Raw genomic sequence first — 22,925 nt, forward strand, 5'->3', positions numbered from 1 at the left:
TTTGTCCATGTCGCAGTTCGCCTTCCTTGCGCCGGAATTCGCCGCGGTCCATGACCATGCGCGCAAGGCCGAGGCGGCGGCGCTGAACGATCCGCGCGCCGCCTGTTTCTACGGGCGGCTGGCGCTGGAAACCGCCATCAAGTGGCTCTATGACCACGACCGGACGCTCAGGAAACCCTATGAAGAGACGCTGGCCGCGCTGATCCACGAGCCGAGCTTCCGCGCCCTGGCCGGCGACGGGCTGGTCACCAAGGCCAAGCTGATCAAGGACTTAGGGAATCGCGCCGTGCATGATACGCGGCCGGTGAACGGACAGAGCGCCATCACCGTCCTGCGCGAGTTGTTTCATGTCAGCTACTGGCTGGTCCATACCTATGCCAGGGGCGAAAAACCGGCGGCCTCTTTGAGCTTTTCGGCCGATGCCCTGCCGCGCACGGCGCAGGTTGATCCGCTGAAACTGGGCCAGCTCCAGGAAGCGGCGCGGCGCTATATGGAGCAGGTGGAGGCGCGGCAAAAGGCCGAGGCGGAAGCCCTGAAATCGGAGGATGCACGCGCCGAACTGGAAGCCGAGATCAGGCGACTGCAGGCCGAGGTGGCCGCCACCAAGGCCGCCAACCAGGCCCGGCCCGATGCGCACGACTATAACGAAGCCCAGACGCGCGACGCCTATATCGATCTTTTGCTGAGCGAGGCCGGTTGGCCGCTGGCCGAGGGGCGCGACCGGGAATATCCGGTCAGGGGGATACCCAGCGCCTCCGGTGATGGCTTTGCCGATTATGTTTTGTGGGGCGATGATCACAAGCCGCTGGCGGTGATAGAGGCCAAGCGCACCCGGAAAGACCCGCGCGCCGGCCAGCAGCAGGCGAAGCTCTATGCCGACGCGCTGGAAGCCGAATTCGGCGTGCGGCCGGTGATCTTCTACACCAATGGCTACGACACCTGGCTGTGGGACGACCTCAATCATCCGCCGCGCCGCGTGCAGGGCTTCCTGAAAAAGGACGAACTGGCGCTGATGCACCAGCGCCGCACCAGCCGCAAGCCGCTGGCCTCGGTGGCGATCGATGGCGCCATCGCCGGACGTTATTACCAGACGCGCGCCATCCAGCGCGTGGGCGAGGCGTTCGAGCGCGACCACCAGCGCAAGGCCCTGCTGGTCATGGCCACGGGCACGGGCAAGACGCGCACGGTCATTGCCCTGGTCGATCAGTTGATGCGCGCCAACCGGGTCAAGCGCGCGCTTTTCCTGGCCGATCGCGTGGCGCTGGTCAATCAGGCGGTGGGCGCCTTCAAGACGCACCTGCCGCATACCTCGCCGGTCAACCTGATCACCGACAAGCAGGCCGAGGGGCGGATCTATTTCTCGACCTATCCCACCATGATGGGCCTGATCGACGAGATGCAGAACGGCATCCGGCGCTTCGGGCCGGGGCATTTCGACCTGATCGTCATCGATGAGGCGCACCGCTCGGTCTATCAGAAATACCGCGCCATTTTCGACTATTTCGACGGGCTGCTGGTGGGGCTGACGGCGACGCCGCGCGATGAGATCGACCGCGACACCTATTCGCTTTTCCAGCTTCAAAGCGGCGTGCCGACCGATGCCTACGACCTGGAACAGGCGGTCAGCGACGGGTTCCTGGTGCCGCCGAAGGCTATTTCGGTGCCGCTGCGCTTCCAGCGTCACGGCATCCGCTACGACGACCTTTCCGAGGCCGAAAAGGAACAGTGGGATCTGCTGGAATGGGACGAGGACGGCACTATTCCCACCGATGTCAACGCCTCCGATATCAATAAGTGGCTGTTCAATACCGATACGGTCGACAAGGTGCTGGCGCACCTGATGACCCACGGCCTGAAGGTCGAGGGCGGCGACCGGCTGGGCAAGACCATCATCTTCGCCAAGAACAGCGCCCACGCCGCCTTTATCGTCGAGCGCTTCGATGCCAACTATCCGCATCTGAAGGGCGAATTCGCCCGGCTGATCGACTATTCCGTTTCCTACGCGCAGAGCCTGATCGACGACTTTTCCAATCCGGCCAGGGCGCCGCAGATCGCCGTGTCGGTCGATATGCTGGATACCGGGATCGATGTGCCGGAGGTGGTCAATCTCGTCTTCTTCAAGATCGTGCGCTCGAAGACCAAGTTCTGGCAGATGATCGGCCGGGGCACGCGCCTGCGGCCGGACCTCTTCGGTCCCGGCCAGGACAAGGCGCAGTTCCTGATCTTCGATTTCTGCCAGAATTTCGAGTTCTTCAACCAGAATCCGGAATATACCGAGGGCGGCGTCACCGCCTCGCTGGGACAGCGGCTTTTCACGGCGCGGGTGGACCTGATCGGGCTTTTGGACCGCCTGCCGGATGGCGATGACAGCCTGCGGCAACTGCGCGCCGATACGCAGGCGCGCCTTCACGCCGAGGTGGCCGGCATGAACCGCGACAACTTCCTCGTCCGGCCGAAATGGCGGCATGTCGAGCGCTTCCAGGCCGCCGACGCCTGGGAGACAATCGACGAGGACGCGCGGCACATTCTGAGCGATGAGATCGCCGGCCTGCCCTCGGCCTTTGAGGATGACGACCTGGGGGCGAAACAGTTCGATTATCTGGTGCTGTCGGCGCAACTGGCCCTGCTGCGCCAGGAGGCGGCGTTCGCCCGCTGCCAGGAGCGCATCCGATCGCTGGCCGGCCAACTGGAAAGCCTGAGCAATATCCCCATGGTACAGGCGGAACTGCACCTGATCATGGAGGTGCAGACCGATGACTACTGGCGCGATGTCACGCCGGCCATGCTCGAACAGGTGCGGCGCCGGCTGCGGCTGCTGATCAAGCTGATCGAGGGCAAGGCGCGGGCCATCATCTACACCGATTTCGAGGACGAGATCGGCGAAGGCGAGGAGATCGCCCTCCCGGTCGAGGTCGGGACGGACAAGGAGCGTTTCCAGCGCAAGGTGCGCCACTTCCTGAAGGACCATGCCGACCACATCACCATCCTGAAACTGCGCCGCAACGAGCAACTGACCGCGCAGGATGTGACAGAACTGGAACGGATCCTGCTGGAGCAGGCGGCCTTATCCAGCGCCGATCTGCAACAGGTGAAGGCCGAGGGCGGCCTCGGCCTGTTTATTCGCTCGCTGGTGGGGCTGGACCGGGAGGCGGCGAAGCAGGCGTTTGCCACCTTCATCGCCAGCCGGGCGCTGAATGCCGACCAGATCGAATTTCTCGACCTGATCATCAATCACCTCACCGCGGAGGGCGTGATGGAGGCCCGCCGTCTCTATGAAAGCCCGTTCACCGATATGGACGACCAGGGGGTCAGCGGGCTTTTCCAGAGCGCCGATGTGATAGCGCTCATCCACCTGCTGGAAGAGGTCAAGGCCAAGGCCGCTGCTTAGGCGATGACGCGGGTAAGATCAGAAATTACGCAACTGAATATCCAGGCCTTTACCGGCGAGTCCCGCCAGGTCGGGACGCCGGGATGGTGCGGATAGGTTGCCAAGCGTCGGCCCCATCCGGAAATTTTGCAGGGCAAATGTCCCGCGAAAACCGATGTCCTCCAGAAGGCCGATCATCGCCTCTATATCGGCGCGATCGAGCAGGTCGGCGTGGATCGTGGTCCGCACTTCCTTATTCGTCGGCGCTGCCGCCACAAGCCTGAGCGAGTGCAGAAAATCAGCCCATTTGGTCATGCCGGTTATCGACTCGAACTTCGTTTGCGGCGCTTTGAAATCCAGGGCGATAAAATCGACCAGACCGTCATCCAGAAGTCGCTCCAGCATGGCGGGGCTGGTGCCGTTGGTGTCGATCTTGACCTTATACCCCATGTCTTTCAGATATCGCGCCAACTGCGGCAATGCCGGGGACAGCGTACATTCCCCGCCTGACAGGACGACGCCTTCCAGCCGGTCCCGGCGCGAGGCCAGGAACCGCTGGATTTTCTCCGCCGGCAACCTGGCCAGCGTGCCCCTTACCAGTTCCGGGTTATGGCAATAGCCGCACGCCATATTGCAGCCGGAAAACCACAGGATGCAGGCCGTATGCCCCGGATAGTCCTGGAAGGTGAAAGGCGTCAGACCGGTGATGGGCAGTTTGCGCCACATGGCCTTAGCCGGCCGCCTCGCCGCGGAAGAGCGGCAGGTTTGACGCCCCTTCCCTGAAATGCAGCCGTTCCTTGTGCTCGCCCTTCTTGCCGAGATTGAAACTGGCGACCGGCCGGTGATAGCCCATCACCCGTGTCCAGACGAGCGTTTCCTTATGGCAGGTCGGGCAATGCGGCTGTTCGCCGGCGAGGTAGCCGTGGGTTTCGCAGACCGAAAAGACCGGCGTGATGGTGATATAGGGCAGCCGGTAATTCTCGATCACCTTGCGCACCAGGCGCTTGCACGCCTCGCCCGACGAGATGCGCTCGCTCATATAGAGGTGCAGCACCGTCCCGCCGGTATATCTGCATTGCAGGTCGTCCTGCAAATCGAGGGCTTCATACGGGTCTTCGGTGAACCCGACCGGCAACTGGCTGGAATTGGTGTAATAGATGTTGTCATCGAAGCCGGCCTGGAGGATGCCTGGGTAATATTTTGCATCCTCCTTGGCAAAGCGGTAGGTCGTGCCTTCCGCCGGCGTGGCCTCCAGATTGTAGAGGTGGCCGGTCTCTTCCTGATACAGCTTCAGGCGGGCACGCATCACGTCGAGAATGTCCCGGCACAGGGCAATGCCGCGCGGATCGGTAACATCATAGGCGTCGCCGGTGAAATTCCGCACCATCTCGGTCATGCCGTTGACGCCGATCGTGCTGAAATGATTGCGGAAATGCGGCAGGTAACGGCGCGTATAGGGGTAAAGGCCGCGATCATACATCTCCTGCACGAAGACCCGTTTCTTTTCCAGCGAGGCCCGCGCCAGGTCCATCAGCCTGTCGATTTCGGCCAGCAGGCCGGGCCTGTCGCCTTTGAACCGATATCCGAGACGCGCCATGTTCAGGGTCACCACCCCGATGGAGCCGGTCATCTCGGCGGATCCGAACAGGCCATTGCCACGCTTTTGCAGTTCGCGCAGGTCCAGTTGCAGCCGGCAGCACATGCTGCGCACGGCATGGGGCGCATAGGCGTCCGGATTGGGTTCGCGCTCGCCCTCGGCATTCAGCCGGTACTGGCTGCCGATGAAATTCTGGAAATAGGAACTGCCAATCTTGGCGGTATTTTCAAACAGGGCTGCCGCCACCGGGCTGTCCCAGTTGAAATCCTCCATGACATTTACGGTCGGGATCGGAAAGGTGAAGGGCTGACCCCGCGCATCTCCCTCGGTCATCACCTCATAATAGGCGATGACAATCTGCTCCATTTCGGGCTGGAAATGGATATAGGTCATGTCTTCGAGCGCCGCCGCGCCCCGGCGCCTGGCCTCGGCCAGAAGGTCCGGGTCTTCGATGCCCTTGAACAGGTGGAGCGTATCGGCTGTCGGGAAGTTGTCGCGCAGGTCCGGCGGCACGGTGATATCCAGGGTGATATTGGTGAAGGGACTTTGCCCCCAGCGCGCCGGCACATTCAGATTATAGACAAAGCTCCGGATGGCCTTCTTGATGTCATTGAACGACAGGCGATCCTTGAAGACATAAGGCGCCAGATAGGTATCGAACGAGCTGAACGCCTGGGCGCCGGCCCATTCGGATTGCAGGATGCCGAGGAAGTTGGCCATCTGGCCCAGCGCTTCGCGGAAATGCCGCGGCGCCCGGCTGGCAACCTTGCCCGGAACGCCATTGAAGCCCTCATCAAGCAGGGCGCGCAGGCTCCAGCCGGCGCAATAACCGGTCAGGCAGTCCAGATCATGAATGTGCAGGTCGGCGCGGCGGTGGGCCTGGGCTTCTTCGGGGCCATAGACATGATCCAGCCAGTAATTGGCAATGATCTTCCCCGCCGCATTATTGATCAGGCCGGCATTGCTGTAGGCGGTATTGGCATTGGCGTTTACCCGCCAGTCCTGCCGCAGGATATATTCCTCGACCGTCTGTTTGCAGTCGACGAGACCTTCGGGGATGCCCGATCCCGAGCGGGGGGAAAACAGGAAATCAAGGGGGCGCAGGACGCTTTCGCCGTCAGCCATGGAAACCTCCAGAATCAAAATATGGACGCAATGTTTGCGATAGCCACCATATATTGATGCGGATGCCCGGCATTGATCCCTGTCAAACAGGGAAATGACATTCTCGGGTGCCGCTGCAAAAGCGCGCAGTCCAGTCGGGCAATTGTCCCGTTTCATCCGGCAAAAAAGTGCCCGCCTGAAAGCGGGCACTGTCACGACATAGAGGATGGGACCGGTTTCAGGCGGCTTCTTTCCGGGAAAGCCCGACGATTTCGAGATCGTGCTCCGGATAAGGGGCGATCACCTGGGCGGCGGGGGCTACGCCTTTCAGCTCGTTTGAAAAGCCATGATTGACGTCACGATGGTGGGCCTCATCGGCACGCACCAGCAGCACAACGTCCCGCAGGGTGGCATTGGCCGGCATCTTCCAGTAGCGCAGGGCGATCGCCGGCGCCGGCACATTGGCGCTGCGCCCTTCATCGATCTCCGCCAGATAATGGGTATAGCTGATGACCGCTTCCTCCTCGAAATAGCCGACGACGCGGTGTGCGGTTTTCGCAGAGACGAGGTACAGAAGGAAGAAGGCGACGTAGAAGACCCATTGAACGGCGATGATGACAAAGCGCTCGAACAGGGTCGGCCGGGCGATCTCCACGAAGGTCATCAGGTGCATACGTTCGTTTTCGGCCTCCTCCATCAGGGTCCGGATCCAGCCATTGTCATCGGTCATGCGGCGCAGGCACTTCAGGTGATTGATCGTGGCGCCCACCATGCCGGGCACCGCCGCCACCGTTTCGAGCACCACGGCGCGATGGCCATAGCGCTTTGCGAAAAAGGTATCGGCGCAAAAACGCAGCAGCTTGGTGAAGCCCAGGGCGAAGTGATCGGAAAAGCCACGGGGCTGATGGTGGACAGAAAGGTCGATGAAAGGTTCGTTCGTCATGTCAAACTCCTGAATAACATGACGTTTGTATAGAGGCTGCCGAACCGCCGCGCATTGACATTACAGATACGCGGCCGGCAAGATCGTCAATCCAAAGATCGCATTTCTTGACGCCGGAATTGATATTTATCAATTATTTGACGCCCTAAACCCGGAAGCGCCTGCTTTGCCGGCAATCAGCATAAAACCCTGTGCCGCGCCAGGTTTGGCTCGATCACTTGCCGGGCTGCGCAGGCTTGATATTCGTCAAATCTGGCGCTGATCACAAAACGGCACCCGACATATGTCAATCACCCGCCCCAAATGCCTGTGCGGCCGGCTTGATCCTCTTTAATGCCGGCCTGTCAAAACAGGCCATATTGCGGGCATCTCGCCGCGCGGCACACGGGCTGCCTGCACATCACACTTTTTTGGAACGCCATGATCGATATTCTGTTTTTTGGCCGCATGGCGGACCTCATGCGGAAACGACGCGCACGCCTCGACCTGACCGATGCCCGCGGCACCCTCTTCCGGCTTCGGGAAGAGATTTTTCAGGATTTGGTGGACAATGGCCGGATCACGCCCGGCCTGATCCGCATGAGCGTCAACCAGGTGGTGACGCACAGTGATCAGCCTCTGTCCGATGGCGACGAGGTTGCCTTCTTTTCGGTATTCTCTGGCGGCTGAGGCGTGCTTTAAGGCGCCGTCATCATGTCCGCCGACGCCGTACTGGCTCTCCTGGAGGGGCGCGGCGTTCTGGGGCCGGCAATGCCGGGATCCCTCAGCAGGCCATCCCGCGCCGACCACATAGCCCCGTCAATCTTGAGGCTGCCCACTGCCAGACGCGCCTCGACCAGCGGATGTTCAGCCAGGTTGCGGACCTGTATTCGGACATTCAACTCGCAAAGGGTCTGGATCTGCGCCTCCTCGCTGACGATCTCGTCAAGCTGGCGCCGGTGCTGCCGGAACAGGCTGCGGATGGGGCTGATCCAGTAGTCGGCCGCGCCCAGCGCCTTGCCGCGCAGGACATGCCTAAGGCAATGGCAGCCATAGTGGCCGCACACGACAATGCGCTCGATCTGAAGGCTGTCAATCGCATAGGCGAGCGTTGCCAGCAGGTTTGCATCCTGCGCCGAAACCTGATTGCCGAGATTTCGGTGGACCAGGCAGCCCTCCTTGCCGAAGGGAGCTATTTCCAGTGATGAATGCGGATTATCGCTGCAACCGATCCATAAGATGCGCGGATCAGGTGTCTTGCCGATGCCGGTGAAAACGTGCGGGTCCGCCTGGGTCTGTTCGGCGACCCAGGCCAGGTTTTTCCTGAAGATCGGGCTGCTCATTCCTTTTCCCCGTCGAGAAGACGCCCGCGACGCGCGGCCAGGCGCGCGCTCAGGGCCTGAAGGTCGCAAGCTTGCAGGCGCAGCCGCGCTATCGGCAGGATGACGGCATTTTCCAGCGCGATATGCTTACGCTCATGCACCGCGAATTCGGTCAGAAGCGTTCGCAGGCCCGCATTCAGGGCCGGAGATTTCCGCTCTGACCGCGCCCTGACCAGGGCCGCCAGGAGGGTGGAAACCCGGTCGCCATCCGACTGGTGTTCGCCGCTCAGCACACCGAGCACATGTTCGAGATCATCATCGGGCACCGCGCGCCGGCGAAGCAGCGGAAACAGGTCCTCCTCCTCATCCAGCACATGCAGCGGCATGTCATGTTCCAGAAAAGCGATGACCTCGTTCATGCCCTCTTCGTTATAAGCCGCCGCTGTCGCCAGACTGTCGATAAGCCGGCACAATTGCCGGTGACGGTAATGTTCGGCGAACAGCCAGTTCAGCGGCTCGTGAATCAAGGAGTCCGGCAGCTTTTCGATTTCCGTTTCCTGAGCGTCCATAACTGTGTCTCCAGATAATTAGCAGCCAGAGCCATAATTCATCAGGCTTTCCTGATGAGAGAGAAGGTCTTCCTGACCGGCGTCAGGCGCTTTTTCAGAACGCAGGTCACGCTGGCCAGCAGGGGGTCTTCCGCGCCCTGGGCGGCCGATACGAGCTGGGTAAAGGACTCGTCATCGGCATTATCCAGGAAATCGCGCACCTCATGCCGGACAAAGTCGGCAACGGAGGCGCCCTTGAGATCGGCGGCGGCCGCCACCTTGTCCGCCAGTTCCGGGTCGACAGCGGCCAGCCACGGCGCGATCCGCCCGGCAAGGGTGTCGTCATCGATCATGGCGCCCAGGGAAAGGCTTGGCCGTTGGACCTCACCGGCATCACCCATGCGCAGGGCGATACCCTGGCTGCGGGCCGCCTCGACAAGCGTCTCGACGTATCGGGCCGATGCGGCGATCCACGCGCGGCTTTCCAGATGCATCCGGATACGGTCCCGCACGGCTTCATAGGGCAGCCGCTGGCGCGCCACCCGGCGGTCCAGCCGCAGGATATGCCAGCCGAAACGCGAGGCGACCGGTTCGGGATAGATGGCGCCAGCGGGCATGGACAGCAGGGTTTCCTCGACCTCAGCCACCAGGTCGCCGATCTGCAACTGGCCCAGCGAACCGCCGACCTCGGCCGAGGGGCACTGCGACAGCGCCCTGGCCAGGCCTTCAAACGCAGTGGGTTCGCCCAGAAGCTGCTTCACCAGGTCGAATGCCACATCGCGCGCCGATTCCTGGATGAGGATGTGCGAGGCTTCGTAAAGTTCGGGCGTGAAGAAGTGCTGGGGCCCGGCGTCGAAGAAGCGCCGGCATTCCGCCTCCGTCGGCGCGGCCGGGCTCAGCTCGCGGGCAAAGAGCTGACGGATCAGCGCCTCCTCGGCGGTTTCCATCCGGCCGCTGTCATCGCTTTCCGGCGCCGGTTCAAGTCCCAGTGCCGAAGCCCGGTTGAGCAGCAGCGCCTTGACGGCCAGGGCATGGGCCGCCTGTTTGTGCGCCTCGGCCGAGGTCGGAGCGGGATGGTTCGGCATCTCGTCGCGGATCAGCTTTTCGGGGATTTCCACTCCGTCTATGACAAAAACGTCCATAAGCCTATCTCCGCTTGGGTTGCGTCATGTCGCGGCGGGTGCGCACGAGTTGCCAGCCGCGGCGGTTGAGATACCAGACCGGGGCCGACAGCATGTGGACCAGGCGGGTGAACGGGAAGACCAGCAGGATGGTCATGCCGAGCAGCAGATGCGCCTTGAAGACCAATGACACATCGCGGACATTGGCCGCGGCGCCGCTCTGGAAGCTGAATATGCCCTGCGCCCAGGTCATGAACTTCACCATTTCGCCGCCGTCGAGATGCTGGGCGGACACCGGGATAGTGGCCAGGCCGAGGCAAAGCTGAACGGTCAGAAGCGCCAGTATGGCGATATCCGCAAAACTCGATGTCTTGCGGATGCGGGCGTCAAACAGGCGCCGATGCAGCAGCAGAAGCGCGCCCATCAGTCCGAACACGCCCGCAATGCCGCCGACGATCATGGCCAGCAATTGCTTGGCCATGTGCGGCACGCCGAAATATTCAAAAACGGCAATCGGCGTCAGCAGGCCAACCAGATGACCGAAGAAAATGACCAGTATGCCGAGATGGAAGAGCACCGATCCGGCGACGAGCTGCTTGCGGCGCAGAAGCTGAGACGAGCCAGAACGCCAGGTATATTGTTCACGGTCGAAGCGCAGGATCGAGCCCAGAGCCAGCACCGACAGGGCGATATAGGGATAGACCCCGAACAGGAGGTTATTGACGGTTTCCATGATCACTCTCCTCTGGCGATAGCGGGTTTAGGGGGGACGCGCATGGCCTCAACCAGCGCTTCGGCCTTGGGACAGCCGGCCTCGCCCGGTCCGAAGGTTACCGCGCTTTCTTCCCAGGTTTTGTCGAGCGCTTCGAGATCGTCGGGGTCCTGTTCCGGTTCCGCCAGCAGGGCGGCCACCACGCCAGCCTCGGCGCGGACACCGGCCAGGGCCACAAGACTGTCGAAAACCGCCTGATAACGGCTGTCGCGCTTCTTCAGCCGGGCCGCCATGGCTTCGAGCACATGCACGGCCTCCACCAGGAAGGACGCCGCCTCGGCCTGGGGCAGGATCGACAGGAACTCCAGGAAGACCGGCAGAAAGTCAGGCAGTTCATTAGCGTCGAGCTCAAGCCCCCGGCTGCGGTACAGCTCAAGCAGGGCCACAATCGCCTGGCCGCGTTCGCGGCTTTCGCCGTGGACATGCTCATAGAGGTTGAGGGACAGGGAGCGCGTTCTGTCGAAGATATCGATATAGCGCTCCTGCAGGTCGTAAAGGTCGTCCGCCGCGATTTCGGCGATCAGGGCGTCAACCGCCTTTCGGTTTGCCGCCGGCAGGAGATTTTCCTCGCGCAATGCCAGCGAGACGGCATCGACGGTCTCCTTGACCGCCGGTGTCGGGTAGGACAGCAGGCAGGCCAGTCCTCGGTAGGTAAGGGCCATGGCTTACGCCTCCTTCGCAGTGGGCACGGCGGCCGGTTTCTTGATCTTGCCGAACAGGCCGAACTCGGTCTGGCCGCCGGAACAGCCATTGCCAAAGGTGAAGCCGCACGACCCGCGCAGGTCATAGGCATCTTCCGCCGCCTCGCGGTGCGTGGTCGGGATGACAAAGCGATCCTCGTAATTGGCGATCGCCATGATCCTGTACATATCCTCGACCTGGGCGACCGAGAGCCCGACCTTTTCGACCAGGGGCGCGTCGATGCGGCCTTCTATCGTCTTGGTGCGCATATAGCAGCGCATGGTCATCATGCGTTGCAGGCCGGTGATCACCGGCGCCTCGACACCGGCCGTCAGCAGGTTGGCCAGGTATTTCGCCGGGATGCGCAGCGAATGGACATCCGGCATTTCGCCGTCCATTTCCAGCGCGCCCGCCGAGGCCGCCGACTGAATCGGCGACAGGGGCGGCACATACCAGACCATCGGCAGGGTGCGGTATTCCGGGTGCAGCGGGAAGGCGATCTTCCAGTCCATCGCCATCTTGTAGACCGGGCTGTGACGCGCCGCCTCCAGCCAGGCTTCGGGGATGCCGTCGAGGCGCGCCTGGGCGATCACCTTCGGGTCATGCGGATCGAGGAAGACATCGAGCTGGGCCTGGTAAAGGTCTTCATCCGGCACCGAGGCCGCCGCTTCGATACGGTCGGCGTCATAGAGCAGGACGCCGAGATAGCGGATGCGGCCGACGCAGGTTTCCGAGCAGACGGTCGGCAGGCCGACCTCGATGCGCGGGAAGCAGAAGGTGCATTTCTCCGATTTGCCGGAACTCCAGTTGTAATAGATCTTCTTGTACGGGCAGGCCGAAACGCACATGCGCCAGCCGCGGCACTTGTCCTGGTCGATCAGGACGATGCCGTCTTCCTCACGCTTGTAGATGGCGCCTGACGGGCACGCCGCGACGCAGGCGGGATTGAGGCAGTGCTCGCACAGGCGCGGCAGGTACATCATGAAGGTGTTCTCGAATTCGCCGTACATGGCCTTTTCGATGCCTTCGAAATTGTAGTCCTTCGAGCGCTTGGAAAATTCGCCGCCGAGGATTTCCTCCCAGTTCGGGCCGCGCTCGATCTTCTCCATGCGTTCGCCGGTGATCTTCGAACGCGGACGCGCTGTCGGGAACGCCTTCAGTTCAGGCGCCGTTTGTAAGTGGCCGTAATCGAAATCGAACGGCTCGTAATAGTCGTCGATTTCCGGCAGGTCGGGGTTGGCGAATATCTTCGACAGGATGCGCCATTTGGCGCCCATGCGCGGCTCGATCCTGCCATTGGCCTTACGTACCCAACCGCCGTTCCACTTCTTCTGGTTCTCCCACTCTTTGGGATAACCGACGCCGGGCTTGGTTTCGACATTGTTGAACCAGGCGTATTCGACGCCTTCGCGGTTGGTCCAGACGTTCTTGCACGTCACGGAACAGGTATGACAGCCGATGCACTTGTCGAGATTGAGCACCATGCCGATCTGGGCGCGTATCTTCATTGACCGGCCTCCTTCTTGCTGAGTTTCTTTTCGAGCCAGTCGACTTTCTTCATCTTGCGCACGACGACGCATTCGTCGCGGTTGGAACCGACCGTGCCGTAATAGTTGAAGCCGTAGGCGAGTTGGGCATAACCGCCGATCATGTGGGTTGGCTTGGGCACCACGCGCGTGACCGAATTGTGGATGCCGCCGCGCTGTCCGGTGATCTCCGATCCCGGTGTGTTCACGATCTTCTCCTGGGCATGGTACATGAAGATCGTGCCTTCAAGCATCCGCTGCGAGACGACCGCCCGCGCGGTCAGCGCCCCATTGGCATTGAACACCTCCACCCAGTCATTGTCCTCGATCCCGACCTTGCGGGCGTCGGTTTCCGACAGCCAGACGACCGGGCCGCCCCGGTTGAGGGTCAGCATCATCAGGTTGTCGGAATAGGTCGAGTGAATGCCCCATTTCTGGTGCGGCGTAATGAAGTTGAGGACGATTTCCGCTTCGCCATTGCTTTTCTCGCCCTTGACCCAGGTCGTTTTCAGGTCGACCGGCGGCTTGTAGACGCTTAAGGACTCGCCGAAGGCCCGCATCCACAGATGGTCCTGGTAGAGTTGCTGGCGGCCGGTCAGGGTCCGCCATGGGATCAGTTCATGGACATTGGTATAGCCGGCATTGTAGCAGACATGCTCGCTTTCGATGCCCGACCAGGTGGGCGACGAAATGATCTTGCGCGGCTGGGCCACGATATCGCGGAAGCGGATCTTTTCGTCCTCCTTCGGCAGGGCCAGGTGATCGTGCTTGCGGCCGGTCTGCTTTTCGAGCGCCCGCCACGACTTCACCGCAACCTCACCGTTGGTTTCCGGGGCCAGCATCATGATCGCCTCGGCGGCATCGATATCGGTTTCGATGCGCGCCAGCCCTTCGCTGATGCCCGCTTCCGTCACCCGGCCATTGAGATCCTTCAGTGCATGAACCTCGTGTTCGGTGTTCCAGCCGATGCCCTTGCCGCCATTGCCGGTCTTTTCCAGCAGGGGGCCAAGCGAGGTGAAGCGCTTGTAGAGATTGGGATAGTCACGCTCGACGACCGTGACCTGCGACATGGTCTTGCCGGGGACGGGCTCACATTCGCCCTTATACCAATCCCTTACGTCGAACGGCTGGGCCATTTCGCCGGCCGTATCGTGCTGGATCGGCGTCAGGACCACATCCTTTTCCACGCCCAGCACCTCGGGGGCCACAGCCGAAAAGGTCTTCGCCAGGCCCTTGAAGATCGCCCAGTCGGAGCGTGCTTCCCACGCCGGATCGACCGCCGCCGTCAGCGGGTGGATGAAGGGGTGCATGTCCGAGGTATTGAGGTCGTGCTTTTCATACCAGGTCGCCGTCGGCAGGACGACATCGGAATAGACCGCCGTGGTCGACATGCGGAAATCGAGGGTCACGAGCAGGTCAAGCTTTCCCTCCGGCGCATGATCGTGCCAGACGACATCCTTCGGCTTCTGCTTGCCGGTCTGGCCCAGATCCTTGCCCTGTACGCCATGGCTGGCGCCCAGCAGGTGCTTGAGGAAATATTCATGCCCCTTGCCCGATGATCCCAGCAGGTTCGAGCGCCAGACAAACATGTTGCGCGGCCAGTTGACCGGATTGTCCGGGTCCATGCAGCTCAGTTTCAGCGAGCGGTCCTTCAGCGAACTGGCGACATAGTCCTTCGCATCGATGCCAGCCTCGGCGGCCTGTCTGGCGATCTCCAGCGAATTGGTTTCCAGGGCCGGGGCCGAAGGCAGCCAGCCCATGCGCTCGGCGCGGACATTGTAATCGATCAGCGAGACGTTCCAGTCGCCTTCCGGCGCGGTCGGCGACAGGAGTTCGCTGGTCGATACGGTTTCATAACGCCACTGATCGGTGTGGGCATAGAAGTAGGAGGTGCCGTTCTGCTGGCGCGGCGGCTTTGCCCAGTCGGTGGCGAAGGCGATCGGCGCCCAGCCGGTTTGCGGCCGCAGCTTTTCCTGGCCGACATAATGCGCCCAGCCGCCGCCGGACTGCCCCACGCAGCCGCACATGACCAGCATGTTGATGACGGCGCGATAGTTCATGTCCATGTGGAACCAGTGGTTCATCGCCGCGCCGATAATGACCATGGACCTGCCGTTGGTCTTTTCGGCATTGGTGGCGAAACCGCGCGCCACGGCGATGATCTTGTCACGCGACACCGTGGTAATCTTTTCGGCCCAGGCCGGCGAATAGGGCTGCGGGTCGTCGAAATCCGTCGGCATGTAGTCGCCGCCGAAGCCCTGGTCGACGCCGTAATTGGCGAGGAACAGGTCGTAGACGCTGGCGACGATCGCCTCGCCTTCCTTCAGTTGCATCCGCTTGACCGGCACGTTGCGCACCAGCACATCCGGGTGATCGGTCGAGGCGAAACCATTGCTGGCCGAATTGGCGAAATACGGGAAGCCGACACCGGCAACCTCATCGTGCGCGCCCTTCAGGCCCAAACGCAGGCGGGTTTCAGCACCGTTTGCGGCCTTTTCTTCGAGGTTCCACTTGCCATCCTCGCCCCAGCGGAAGCCGATCGAGCCCAGCGGCACCACGACCTGCCCGGTCGTTTCATCGATAGCGACCGTCTTCCAGTCGGGGTTGTTGGCTTCGGCCATGTCACCGATAAAATCGGCGGCGCGCAGCAGGCGTTCCGGGATCAGGTAACCATCCTTCTTCACCAGGCGGACCAGCATCGGCAAGTCGGAATATTTGCGCAGGTAATTGCGGAAATACGGCACCTGGCGATCCTGATGGAACTCTTTCAGGATGACGTGACCGAAGGCCATGCCGAGCGCCGCGTCCGTGCCCTGCTTGACCGCCAGCCAGATGTCGCCGAACTTCGACGCCTCCGAATAGTCGGGGCAGATGACCGCCGACTTCACGCCCTTGTAGCGGGCCTCGGTGTAGAAATGGGCATCGGGCGTGCGGGTCTGCGGCACGTTCGAACCCCACAGCAGCAGGAAACCGGAATTATACCAGTCGGCCGATTCCGGCACGTCGGTCTGTTCACCCCAGGTCTGCGGCGAGGACGGCGGCAGATCGCAATACCAGTCATAGAAGGAGCCGCAGACCCCGCCCAGCAGTTGCAGATAGCGGGCGCCGGCGGCATAGGAGACCATCGACATGGCCGGGATCGGCGAGAAGCCGAACACGCGGTCGGGGCCGTAGCGCTTCACCGTATAGGCATTGGCGGCCGCAATGATCTCGTTGACCTCATCCCAGTTGGCCCGCACAAAACCGCCGGCGCCGCGCATCTTCGTATAGCTGTCGCGTTTCTTCGGGTCGCGCTGGATCGATTCCCAGGCGGCGACCGGCGCCAGCTTCGCCCTCGCCTCACGCCACAGCTTCAGCAACCGCGAGCGGACGAGCGGGTATTTCACGCGGTTGGCCGAATAGAGATACCAGCTATAGCTGGCGCCGCGCGCGCAGCCGCGCGGTTCGTGGTTCGGCAGGTCCGGCCGGGTGCGCGGATAATCGGTCTGCTGCGTCTCCCAGGTGACGATCCCGCCCTTGACGTAGATCTTCCACGAACACGAACCGGTGCAATTCACGCCGTGGGTGGAACGCACGATCTTGTCGTGGCGCCAGCGGTCGCGGTAGGCTTCCTCCCAGGTGCGGTCGTCATCGTTAAGGACGCCGTGCCCGCTGGAGAACAGTTCGGTCTTGCGTTTGAAAAAGGCGAGACGGTCAAGAGTATGTGACATGGTTTATTCCGCCGCTTTGAGGGTGGTGGGAGACTGGGCTCCACTGAGGATGGAACCCTTGCGCACATAGGTGGCCCAGTTCAGGACCGCGCAGGTGATGTAGAAGGTCAGGAAGACGACCAGGGCCGTGTTGGCGTTGCCGGTATCTTTCAGCGACTGGCCGAACGCCATCGGGATGAATACGCCGCCAAAGGCACCGAAGGCCGAGGTGAAGCCGACAATGGCCGCGCTTTCCATTTCAGCCGACTGGAGGCGTTCGGCCGGTGTCGCGGCCGGCATCAGGCGGGCCATGCTGGCGCGTACAATCGCCGGGATCATCTGGAAGGTCGAGGCGTTACCGACGCCGGTCCAGAAAAAGAGCCACATGAAGCTGGCGAAAAATATCTGGAAGTTCGCCGGCCCGCCAAAGGCGCCCACGCCCCTGAGCGTACAGACAACGCCCAGGATCAGCGCGCCAAAAGTGACCTGGGTCACATTCTGGCCGCCCCACCGGTCGGATATCCAGCCGGTCAGGGCGCGCGACAAGGCGCCGACAAGGGGCCCCAGGAAGGCGATCTTCAGCACCAGCACATCCGGAAACAGGGTCTTGGCCAGGAGCGGAAAGGCCGCCGAAAAGCCGATGAAGGATCCGAACGTGCCAAGGTAGAGCCAGCACATGATCCAGTTGTGGCGGCGGCGGAAAACGACCGACTGAGCCTTGAACGATGCCTTCGCGGTGGAGATGTCGTTCATGCCGAACCATGCGGCGGCCGCGGCGGCGAGGATAAACGGCACCCAGATAAAGGCGGCGTTTTGCAGGTAAAGCTGGCTGGCCACGCCCTTGTCATGGATGGTGAGGCCGGCGCCGAAGACCGGGGCGAAAAGACCGCTGGTTATGATCACCGGCACGACGAACTGCATGAGGCTGACGCCGAGATTGCCGAACCCGGCATTGATCGCCAGCGCGTTACCCTTCTGCGCCTTCGGGAAGAAGAAGCCGATATTGCTCATTGAGGAGGCAAAATTGCCGCCGCCGAACCCGCACAGCAGGGCGAGAAGGACAAACATCGCATACGGCGTTTCCGGGTGCTGGACGGCGAGGCCGATCCCCACCGCCGGCACGGCCAGCGACAGGGTGGTCAGCACCGTCCACAGCCGCCCGCCCAGGATCGGCACGATAAAGCTGTAGAAGATGCGCAGCGTGGCGCCGGAAAGCGCCGGCAGGGCGGTCAGCCAGAACAACTGGTCGGTCGTGAAACGGAACCCGACGAGCTTCAGCTTGGCCACGACCATGGACCAGACCATCCAGACGGCAAAAGCCAGGGTCAGGTTGGGCACGGAGATCCACAGGTTGCGCGCCGCGATGCTGCGGCCCTTGCCTTGCCAGTAGTCCGGATCTTCGGGCTTCCAGTCGGTGAGCAGATGATTTGCCATTGAGTGTCTCCTTAAGACTTGGCGGCGGGCGCCTGGCCCATGCCGACCAGTTCAGGCAGTTCGGGGAGTGTGGACATGCCGGGAAAACGGGCCTGCTCCATGCGGCGGATGGCGAAGTGCATCCACAGAAGCGCCGAGCCGACCAGGACGAAGAGCAGCATGAAGCAACTCGTCCAGATACCGGTAATGTCGTTGAGGAAACCGAAGGTAATCGGCAGGATGAAGCCGCCAAGACCACCCACCATGCCGACCACGCCGCCGACGGCGCCGACGCGATCGGGGTAATAGACAGGAATGTGTTTGTAGACCGCGGCCTTGCCCAGGCTCATGAAGAAGCCGAGCACGAAAATGATCATCGTGAACGGCACCAGCCCGGTCGCTATCCGGAAGCTGATGGGGCCCTTTACGCCATCCACCACATAGCTGGCCGACGGATAGGCGAGCAGGAAGCAGCAGATGAGGCTGACTCCGAAGGTCAGATACATGACCTTGCGCGCGCCGATCCGGTCAGCCAGCCAGCCGCCGACAGCCCGGAACAGGGACGCCGGAATGGAATAGGCTGCTGCGAACAGGCCCGCCGTCCGGACATCCAGGCAGTAAACACCGACCAGGTAATGCGGCAGCCACAGAGCGAGCGAAACGAAGCCGCCGAACACAAAGAAATAGTAGAGGGCAAAGCGCCACACCTGCAGGTTCCGCAACGGCGCGAGCTGGGTCTGCATAGGCACGGCCTTCACGCCGCTTTTCCGCCGCGACACCAGGTCCGGGTCATCCTTGGTGGTAAAGAAGAAGACGAGCGCCATGACGAAGAGTCCCAGGGCCCAGAACTGCGCGACGGCGGTCCAGCCCAGGGCCACCATCACCATCGGCGCGACGATCTTGGTGAAGGCCGAGCCGATATTGCCGGCGCCGAAGATGCCGAGAACCGTGCCCTGCCGGCTTTTCGGATAGAAACGCGAAACATAGGCCACACCGACGGCGAACGATCCGCCGGAAATACCCACGCCCAGAGCGGCCAGCAGAAATTGCGGATAGGTGTGGGCAAAGGACAGAAGATAGGTGGCGGCCGCAGCGGCCAGCATGACCAGCAGGTTGACGACTCGGCCGCCAAACTGGTCGGTCCAGACGCCGAGGAACAGCCTGACCAGCGAGCCGGTCAGGATCGGCGTGCCGGCCAGCAAACCGAATTCAGCATCGTTCAGATGCAGGTCAGCCTTGATCTGGATGCCGATGATGGCAAAGATCGTCCAGACCGCAAAACAGGCCGTGAATGAGAGGGTACTCACCCAGAGTGCGGCAAAGGCGCCCGGTGCGGGTTTGTCGGAATCGGAAACCATACATCTACCCCTGAAGACAGACCAAATAGTGTTGTCACGGCAGGAATACGGGAGGGAAAGCAGAATTCACTTGATGATTATCAAGTTTTAAAACCATGTCTGTCAGGCGGAAACTATAATCACCCACAGACCAATACTCATTTGCCTTGTTTAAACAGTTTAATTGCTATTTTTGTTTCGGTTGATTGACAATTATCAACCCAATGCCATCACCAGGCGACTATTCAAAGGGCAGTAAACCGCACAGTGAAACTTGCGATTTCGGCTTGACATTTATCAATTGCGGCAGCAATGCTGAGTTGAACTCCCCAGCTAAAACGAGTCAGTCCCGCCAATGAGAGATGTCGATCTTAACCGCATTCGCGGCCTGCAATTATTCGCCGGCATGAGTGACGCCCGGTTCACGGACGCGACGGGCGGCGCCTTCCTACAGAACTTTCCGGCCAATGCCACGCTGCTCTATGAGGGCGATCCGGTCGATTTCCTCTATATTCTGCTGGAGGGTACGGTTGAACTGCAGGGCACCTGGAAGGACAAGGAAAGCACGCTTGCGATTCTCAGGCCCGTTTCGACCTTCATCCTGGCGGCCGTGGTGCTGGACGCCAATGCCCTGATGTCGGCCCGCACGCTGGAAAAGTCGCAGATACTGATGCTGTCGGCCGAGTCGCTGCGGCGCGCGATGAATGAAGATCCCGCTTTCGCCGTGGCGGTCGCCCAGGAAGTCTCCGGCTGCTATCGCGGCCTGGTCCGTTCCATCAAGAACCAGAAGCTGCGCAGCGGCGCCGAGCGGCTGGCCAATTATCTGCTGACGCTTCAGGTGCGCCAGGGTGGCGTGGAAACGGTCACCCTGCCTTATGAAAAGCGCACCCTCGCCTCGCTGCTGGGCATGACGGCCGAAAACCTCTCGCGCGCCTTCGCCACCCTGTCGGATTACGGCGTCGAAGTGCAGGGCGCCGAAGTCAGACTGGCCCGGCCGGTGCCGCTCAGGCGTCTGGCGGCGCCCAGCCCGCTGCTTGACAATCACATGCCGCCCGGCCAGGGCACGACCGGCAAGGCCGCCAAGGAGATGTGGCCGCCTTCTGAGCGGTCATGCAGCGCCGAAAGAAGCTAACCCCCTAGTTCCGCCAGATGCCGGAGGTCGCCAGGCAGGTTGTCGTTCAGCCTGTGGCCGGCCGGTTTGCCGGTCAGGGCGCCGGATATCCGCTCAATGAGCGCAGGCCGGTCATCCGCCCGTTGCAGCAGGTCACGCAGATCGCAGCCCCCTTCCCCGAAGAGGCACAGGCGCAGCTTGCCGCGGGCCGTTACCCGCAGCCGGTTACAGCCGTCGCAGAAGCCAGCGGCATAGGGCGCGATCAAGCCGATGCGGCCCGCATAGTCGGGATGGGCATATTCATTCGCCGGCCCGCCATCCTTCAGTTTGGGCTGCAATTGCCAGCCTGACGCCTCAAGCCAGTCCGTAACGACGCTGCCCCTGACGTGATTGGCGGCAAAATAATCGGCATTATCGCCCGTACGCATCAGTTCGATGAAACGCACAGCGATCGGCCTGTGACGAACGAATTCCGCCCAGACATTAAGGCCGGCCTCGGCCGTACTCTTAAGCAAGACCGCGTTGAGTTTTATCGAGGCGAATTCCAGGCCGAGCGCCCTGTCAATCCCCACCAGAACGGCTGGAAGCCTGTCATGCCCCGTAATCTGTTGAAACCGCTCGCGGTCCAGCGAATCGACGCTGACATTCAGATGGCTGAGCCCGGCATTGCGCCACTGCGTCACCCGGCGATCCAGGTTCCAGCCATTGGTGGTCAGGGCGATCTTCGTGATACCATTCACCGCCGCCAGATGCGCGATGATCTCGGCCAGGTCAGGCCGAACACTGGGCTCTCCCCCGGTCAGGCGAATTTTCGACACGCCGACCTCGGCGAATGCGGCGGCCAGGTTTGCTGTTTCAGCGGGGGTCAGGAAGCTGAGCGGCCCGGTTTTCTTCCACCCGTCCGGCAGGCAATAGGTGCAGCGGAAATTGCAGACCTCTGTGACGGAGAGCCGCACATAGGAGAAGCGGCGACCAAACCCGTCAGACAGATTGCGAGCCTCGAAGGCCATGAAAACTCCCTCGCAAAACAAAGAGCGGCAGGTCACCCCGCCGCTCTGACCGGTGCATTCAGGCGAATGTCCGTGATCTGCCGCGACGCAGTGGCGAAGGGGAACGCGCCACCGGTGCGGCGTCACAGACCTTAAGGCCGGCACCCGGCCGCGTCATTGACAGGTCCGTCGGGCCGGCTTGACATTCATCAATTCAAACCCGCAGGCGGGCCGTAACCAGCCTGGGTCCATAGACCAGGACGAACCCGCCGAACGCCGCCATCCACAGTATGGCCGAGAGGATCAGGCCGGACATATAGACTTGAGGCATCAGGGCCGCCCCCACCCGCACCAGGGCCGCCGCATTGACCAGAAGGTAGATGATGAGCGTTCCGCGACCAGCCGTCAAAGGTCGCCCGGTGTGTCCGAGGCTGGACCGCGTCATGACGGCCAGGGTCATCACGCCGATGGCGCCGGCGGTCAGTGCGTGCAGCCCCGCCTGCATCGGCACCGCGCCCGGCGGATTGACCGCCTGCCCCAGCGCCGCCAGGCCCAGCAAGACCAGGCCGATGACCAGCCAGGCGTAACCGACATGCAGGATCCACAAAAGCGGTTCCTTGTGCGTGGCCAGCCCCCGCCACCGGCTGAGGCGCCAGCCATTGAGTCCGCCCGCCGCCAGGAGCGCTCCGCCGCTCCATATCGAGGCGGGTACGACGGCCCAACCCAGCAAAGCCACTGCCGTCATGACCATGACGAGCAGATCCCGGCGGTTGAAAGCCGGTGGCATGAGGGCCATGCCGGCCTTTTTCAGCCAGTTGGTGGTGAAACTCGGAATGATGCGGCCGCCGATCAGCGCAACCAGGGTCAGAATAACCCCAAGCGCCAGGCGGATCGTCACCTGCGTCTCACCGATGTGGAAGGCTATATTGGCCAGGGCCAGCAGCGACACCATGACCGCGACCGGCAGGTTACGCCAGTTCTTCCCGGTCAGTATCTCGCGCCAGATCACCACGGCAAACACGCACAGGAAGGCACAATCGGCAAGCGCTGCCGTCAGGCCGTCATGGGCCGGGGACAACATGGCCATCCGGCCGATGGCCCACAGCCCGAAAAGCAGGGCCAGCGGGATGCCCGTAACCGGCAGCCTGCCCGTCCAGTTCGGCACAGCGGTCAGCAGGAAACCGGCAATGATGCCGCCGATATAGCCAAACAGCATCTCATGGGCGTGCCAGGCCACATCGATCCGCAAAGCAACCCTCTGGCCACCGGAATATATCCATATCCACAGCGGCACCATGAGCGCCGACCATGCGGCCGCGAACAGATAGAAGGGCCTGAAGCCCGCGCTGAACAGGGACAGTCCCCTGAAGGCTCTCATTTGTTGCGCAGTCGTCGCCATGACGCAAACTCCGGGTTTTCATTCATA

At 61.9% G+C, this 22,925-nt stretch carries 17 protein-coding genes; 3 read left to right on the forward strand and 14 right to left on the reverse strand.

Annotated features, from left to right (window positions below):
• The first annotated feature begins 7 nt into the window (after positions 1-7).
• Positions 8-3,388 carry a DEAD/DEAH box helicase family protein gene (locus ACTHND_RS12155; protein WP_440178212.1) on the forward strand — a complete coding sequence of 1,127 codons (3,381 nt, stop codon included), beginning with the start codon at positions 8-10 and terminating at the stop codon, positions 3,386-3,388.
• Positions 3,389-3,406: 18 nt separating this feature from the next.
• Here ACTHND_RS12155 and ACTHND_RS12160 read toward each other — a convergent pair whose 3' ends face one another.
• From ACTHND_RS12160 to ACTHND_RS12170, 3 genes are all read right to left on the reverse strand, one after another.
• A complete protein-coding gene (locus ACTHND_RS12160; RefSeq protein WP_440178213.1) occupies positions 3,407-4,093 on the reverse strand; it encodes an anaerobic ribonucleoside-triphosphate reductase activating protein in 687 nt (228 codons plus the stop codon).
• Between the two features lie 4 nt (positions 4,094-4,097).
• Positions 4,098-6,089: a ribonucleoside triphosphate reductase gene (locus ACTHND_RS12165; protein WP_440178214.1), complete on the reverse strand. Its 1,992-nt coding sequence runs from the start codon at positions 6,087-6,089 to the stop codon at positions 4,098-4,100.
• Positions 6,090-6,306: 217 nt separating this feature from the next.
• Positions 6,307-7,011, reverse strand: coding sequence for an alternative oxidase (locus ACTHND_RS12170; protein ID WP_440178215.1), 705 nt, complete (start codon positions 7,009-7,011; stop codon positions 6,307-6,309).
• A 420-nt stretch (positions 7,012-7,431) separates the two neighbouring features.
• On the opposite strand from ACTHND_RS12170, the gene ACTHND_RS12175 reads away from it, so the two are divergent.
• Positions 7,432-7,680, forward strand: coding sequence for a MoaD/ThiS family protein (locus ACTHND_RS12175; protein WP_440178216.1), 249 nt, complete (start codon positions 7,432-7,434; stop codon positions 7,678-7,680).
• A gap of 8 nt (positions 7,681-7,688) precedes the next feature.
• Here ACTHND_RS12175 and ACTHND_RS12180 read toward each other — a convergent pair whose 3' ends face one another.
• The 9 genes from ACTHND_RS12180 to ACTHND_RS12220 are packed head-to-tail and all read right to left on the reverse strand — an operon-like array spanning position 7,689 to position 19,420.
• The gene (locus tag ACTHND_RS12180; protein ID WP_440178217.1) at positions 7,689-8,333 is read right to left on the reverse strand and encodes a carbonic anhydrase; all 645 of its coding nucleotides are present in this window, start codon (positions 8,331-8,333) and stop codon (positions 7,689-7,691) included.
• Positions 8,330-8,881, reverse strand: a complete 552-nt coding sequence (locus ACTHND_RS12185; RefSeq protein WP_440178218.1) for a hemerythrin domain-containing protein — start codon at positions 8,879-8,881, stop codon at positions 8,330-8,332. The genes ACTHND_RS12180 and ACTHND_RS12185 overlap by 4 nt, the downstream gene beginning before the upstream one ends.
• 41 nt (positions 8,882-8,922) lie before the next feature.
• Positions 8,923-10,002 (reverse strand): peptidylprolyl isomerase, encoded by a 1,080-nt coding sequence (locus ACTHND_RS12190; RefSeq protein WP_440178219.1) that lies wholly within the window; start codon positions 10,000-10,002, stop codon positions 8,923-8,925.
• Between the two features lie 4 nt (positions 10,003-10,006).
• Complete coding sequence (gene narI / locus ACTHND_RS12195) at positions 10,007-10,714, reverse strand: respiratory nitrate reductase subunit gamma (protein WP_440178220.1); 708 nt, start codon at positions 10,712-10,714, stop codon at positions 10,007-10,009.
• A 2-nt stretch (positions 10,715-10,716) separates the two neighbouring features.
• On the reverse strand, positions 10,717-11,415 hold the full coding sequence (gene narJ, locus ACTHND_RS12200; RefSeq protein ID WP_440178221.1) for a nitrate reductase molybdenum cofactor assembly chaperone: 699 nt from the start codon (positions 11,413-11,415) through the stop codon (positions 10,717-10,719).
• Positions 11,416-11,418: 3 nt separating this feature from the next.
• Positions 11,419-12,942, reverse strand: a complete 1,524-nt coding sequence (gene narH, locus ACTHND_RS12205) for a nitrate reductase subunit beta (protein WP_440178222.1) — start codon at positions 12,940-12,942, stop codon at positions 11,419-11,421.
• Entirely contained in the window at positions 12,939-16,670 is a 3,732-nt protein-coding gene (locus tag ACTHND_RS12210; protein ID WP_440178223.1) for a nitrate reductase subunit alpha, read from the reverse strand. The genes narH and ACTHND_RS12210 overlap by 4 nt, the downstream gene beginning before the upstream one ends.
• A gap of 3 nt (positions 16,671-16,673) precedes the next feature.
• The gene (locus ACTHND_RS12215; protein ID WP_440178224.1) at positions 16,674-18,083 is read right to left on the reverse strand and encodes an MFS transporter; all 1,410 of its coding nucleotides are present in this window, start codon (positions 18,081-18,083) and stop codon (positions 16,674-16,676) included.
• 11 nt (positions 18,084-18,094) lie between these two features.
• Positions 18,095-19,420 (reverse strand): MFS transporter, encoded by a 1,326-nt coding sequence (locus ACTHND_RS12220; RefSeq protein WP_440178225.1) that lies wholly within the window; start codon positions 19,418-19,420, stop codon positions 18,095-18,097.
• A gap of 334 nt (positions 19,421-19,754) precedes the next feature.
• Between ACTHND_RS12220 and ACTHND_RS12225 the strand changes: the two genes are divergently transcribed.
• Positions 19,755-20,531: a cyclic nucleotide-binding domain-containing protein gene (locus ACTHND_RS12225; RefSeq protein WP_440178226.1), complete on the forward strand. Its 777-nt coding sequence runs from the start codon at positions 19,755-19,757 to the stop codon at positions 20,529-20,531.
• Here the strand turns inward: ACTHND_RS12225 and moaA are convergent.
• Positions 20,528-21,520, reverse strand: coding sequence for a GTP 3',8-cyclase MoaA (gene moaA / locus ACTHND_RS12230; protein ID WP_440178227.1), 993 nt, complete (start codon positions 21,518-21,520; stop codon positions 20,528-20,530). The genes ACTHND_RS12225 and moaA overlap by 4 nt on opposite strands.
• Before the next feature lie 193 nt (positions 21,521-21,713).
• Complete coding sequence (locus ACTHND_RS12235) at positions 21,714-22,898, reverse strand: NnrS family protein (protein ID WP_440178228.1); 1,185 nt, start codon at positions 22,896-22,898, stop codon at positions 21,714-21,716.
• Positions 22,899-22,925 lie beyond the last annotated feature (27 nt).

The sequence above is a fragment of the Asticcacaulis sp. genome (genome assembly GCF_051954415.1).
In the GTDB taxonomy this organism is placed as follows: Bacteria; Pseudomonadota; Alphaproteobacteria; order Caulobacterales; family Caulobacteraceae; genus Asticcacaulis.

Excerpts from the sequence above, each read along its gene's own strand:
- ACTHND_RS12155 (WP_440178212.1), top strand. The coding sequence starts at position 8 with ATGTCGCAGTTCGCCTTCCTTGCGCCGGAATTCGCCGCGGTCCATGAC.
- ACTHND_RS12160 (WP_440178213.1), bottom strand. The coding sequence starts at position 4,093 with ATGTGGCGCAAACTGCCCATCACCGGTCTGACGCCTTTCACCTTCCAG.
- ACTHND_RS12165 (WP_440178214.1), bottom strand. The coding sequence starts at position 6,089 with ATGGCTGACGGCGAAAGCGTCCTGCGCCCCCTTGATTTCCTGTTTTCC.
- ACTHND_RS12170 (WP_440178215.1), bottom strand. The coding sequence starts at position 7,011 with ATGACGAACGAACCTTTCATCGACCTTTCTGTCCACCATCAGCCCCGT.
- ACTHND_RS12175 (WP_440178216.1), top strand. The coding sequence starts at position 7,432 with ATGATCGATATTCTGTTTTTTGGCCGCATGGCGGACCTCATGCGGAAA.
- ACTHND_RS12180 (WP_440178217.1), bottom strand. The coding sequence starts at position 8,333 with ATGAGCAGCCCGATCTTCAGGAAAAACCTGGCCTGGGTCGCCGAACAG.
- ACTHND_RS12185 (WP_440178218.1), bottom strand. The coding sequence starts at position 8,881 with ATGGACGCTCAGGAAACGGAAATCGAAAAGCTGCCGGACTCCTTGATT.
- ACTHND_RS12190 (WP_440178219.1), bottom strand. The coding sequence starts at position 10,002 with ATGGACGTTTTTGTCATAGACGGAGTGGAAATCCCCGAAAAGCTGATC.
- narI (WP_440178220.1), bottom strand. The coding sequence starts at position 10,714 with ATGGAAACCGTCAATAACCTCCTGTTCGGGGTCTATCCCTATATCGCC.
- narJ (WP_440178221.1), bottom strand. The coding sequence starts at position 11,415 with ATGGCCCTTACCTACCGAGGACTGGCCTGCCTGCTGTCCTACCCGACA.
- narH (WP_440178222.1), bottom strand. The coding sequence starts at position 12,942 with ATGAAGATACGCGCCCAGATCGGCATGGTGCTCAATCTCGACAAGTGC.
- ACTHND_RS12210 (WP_440178223.1), bottom strand. The coding sequence starts at position 16,670 with ATGTCACATACTCTTGACCGTCTCGCCTTTTTCAAACGCAAGACCGAA.
- ACTHND_RS12215 (WP_440178224.1), bottom strand. The coding sequence starts at position 18,083 with ATGGCAAATCATCTGCTCACCGACTGGAAGCCCGAAGATCCGGACTAC.
- ACTHND_RS12220 (WP_440178225.1), bottom strand. The coding sequence starts at position 19,420 with ATGGTTTCCGATTCCGACAAACCCGCACCGGGCGCCTTTGCCGCACTC.
- ACTHND_RS12225 (WP_440178226.1), top strand. The coding sequence starts at position 19,755 with ATGAGAGATGTCGATCTTAACCGCATTCGCGGCCTGCAATTATTCGCC.
- moaA (WP_440178227.1), bottom strand. The coding sequence starts at position 21,520 with ATGGCCTTCGAGGCTCGCAATCTGTCTGACGGGTTTGGTCGCCGCTTC.
- ACTHND_RS12235 (WP_440178228.1), bottom strand. The coding sequence starts at position 22,898 with ATGGCGACGACTGCGCAACAAATGAGAGCCTTCAGGGGACTGTCCCTG.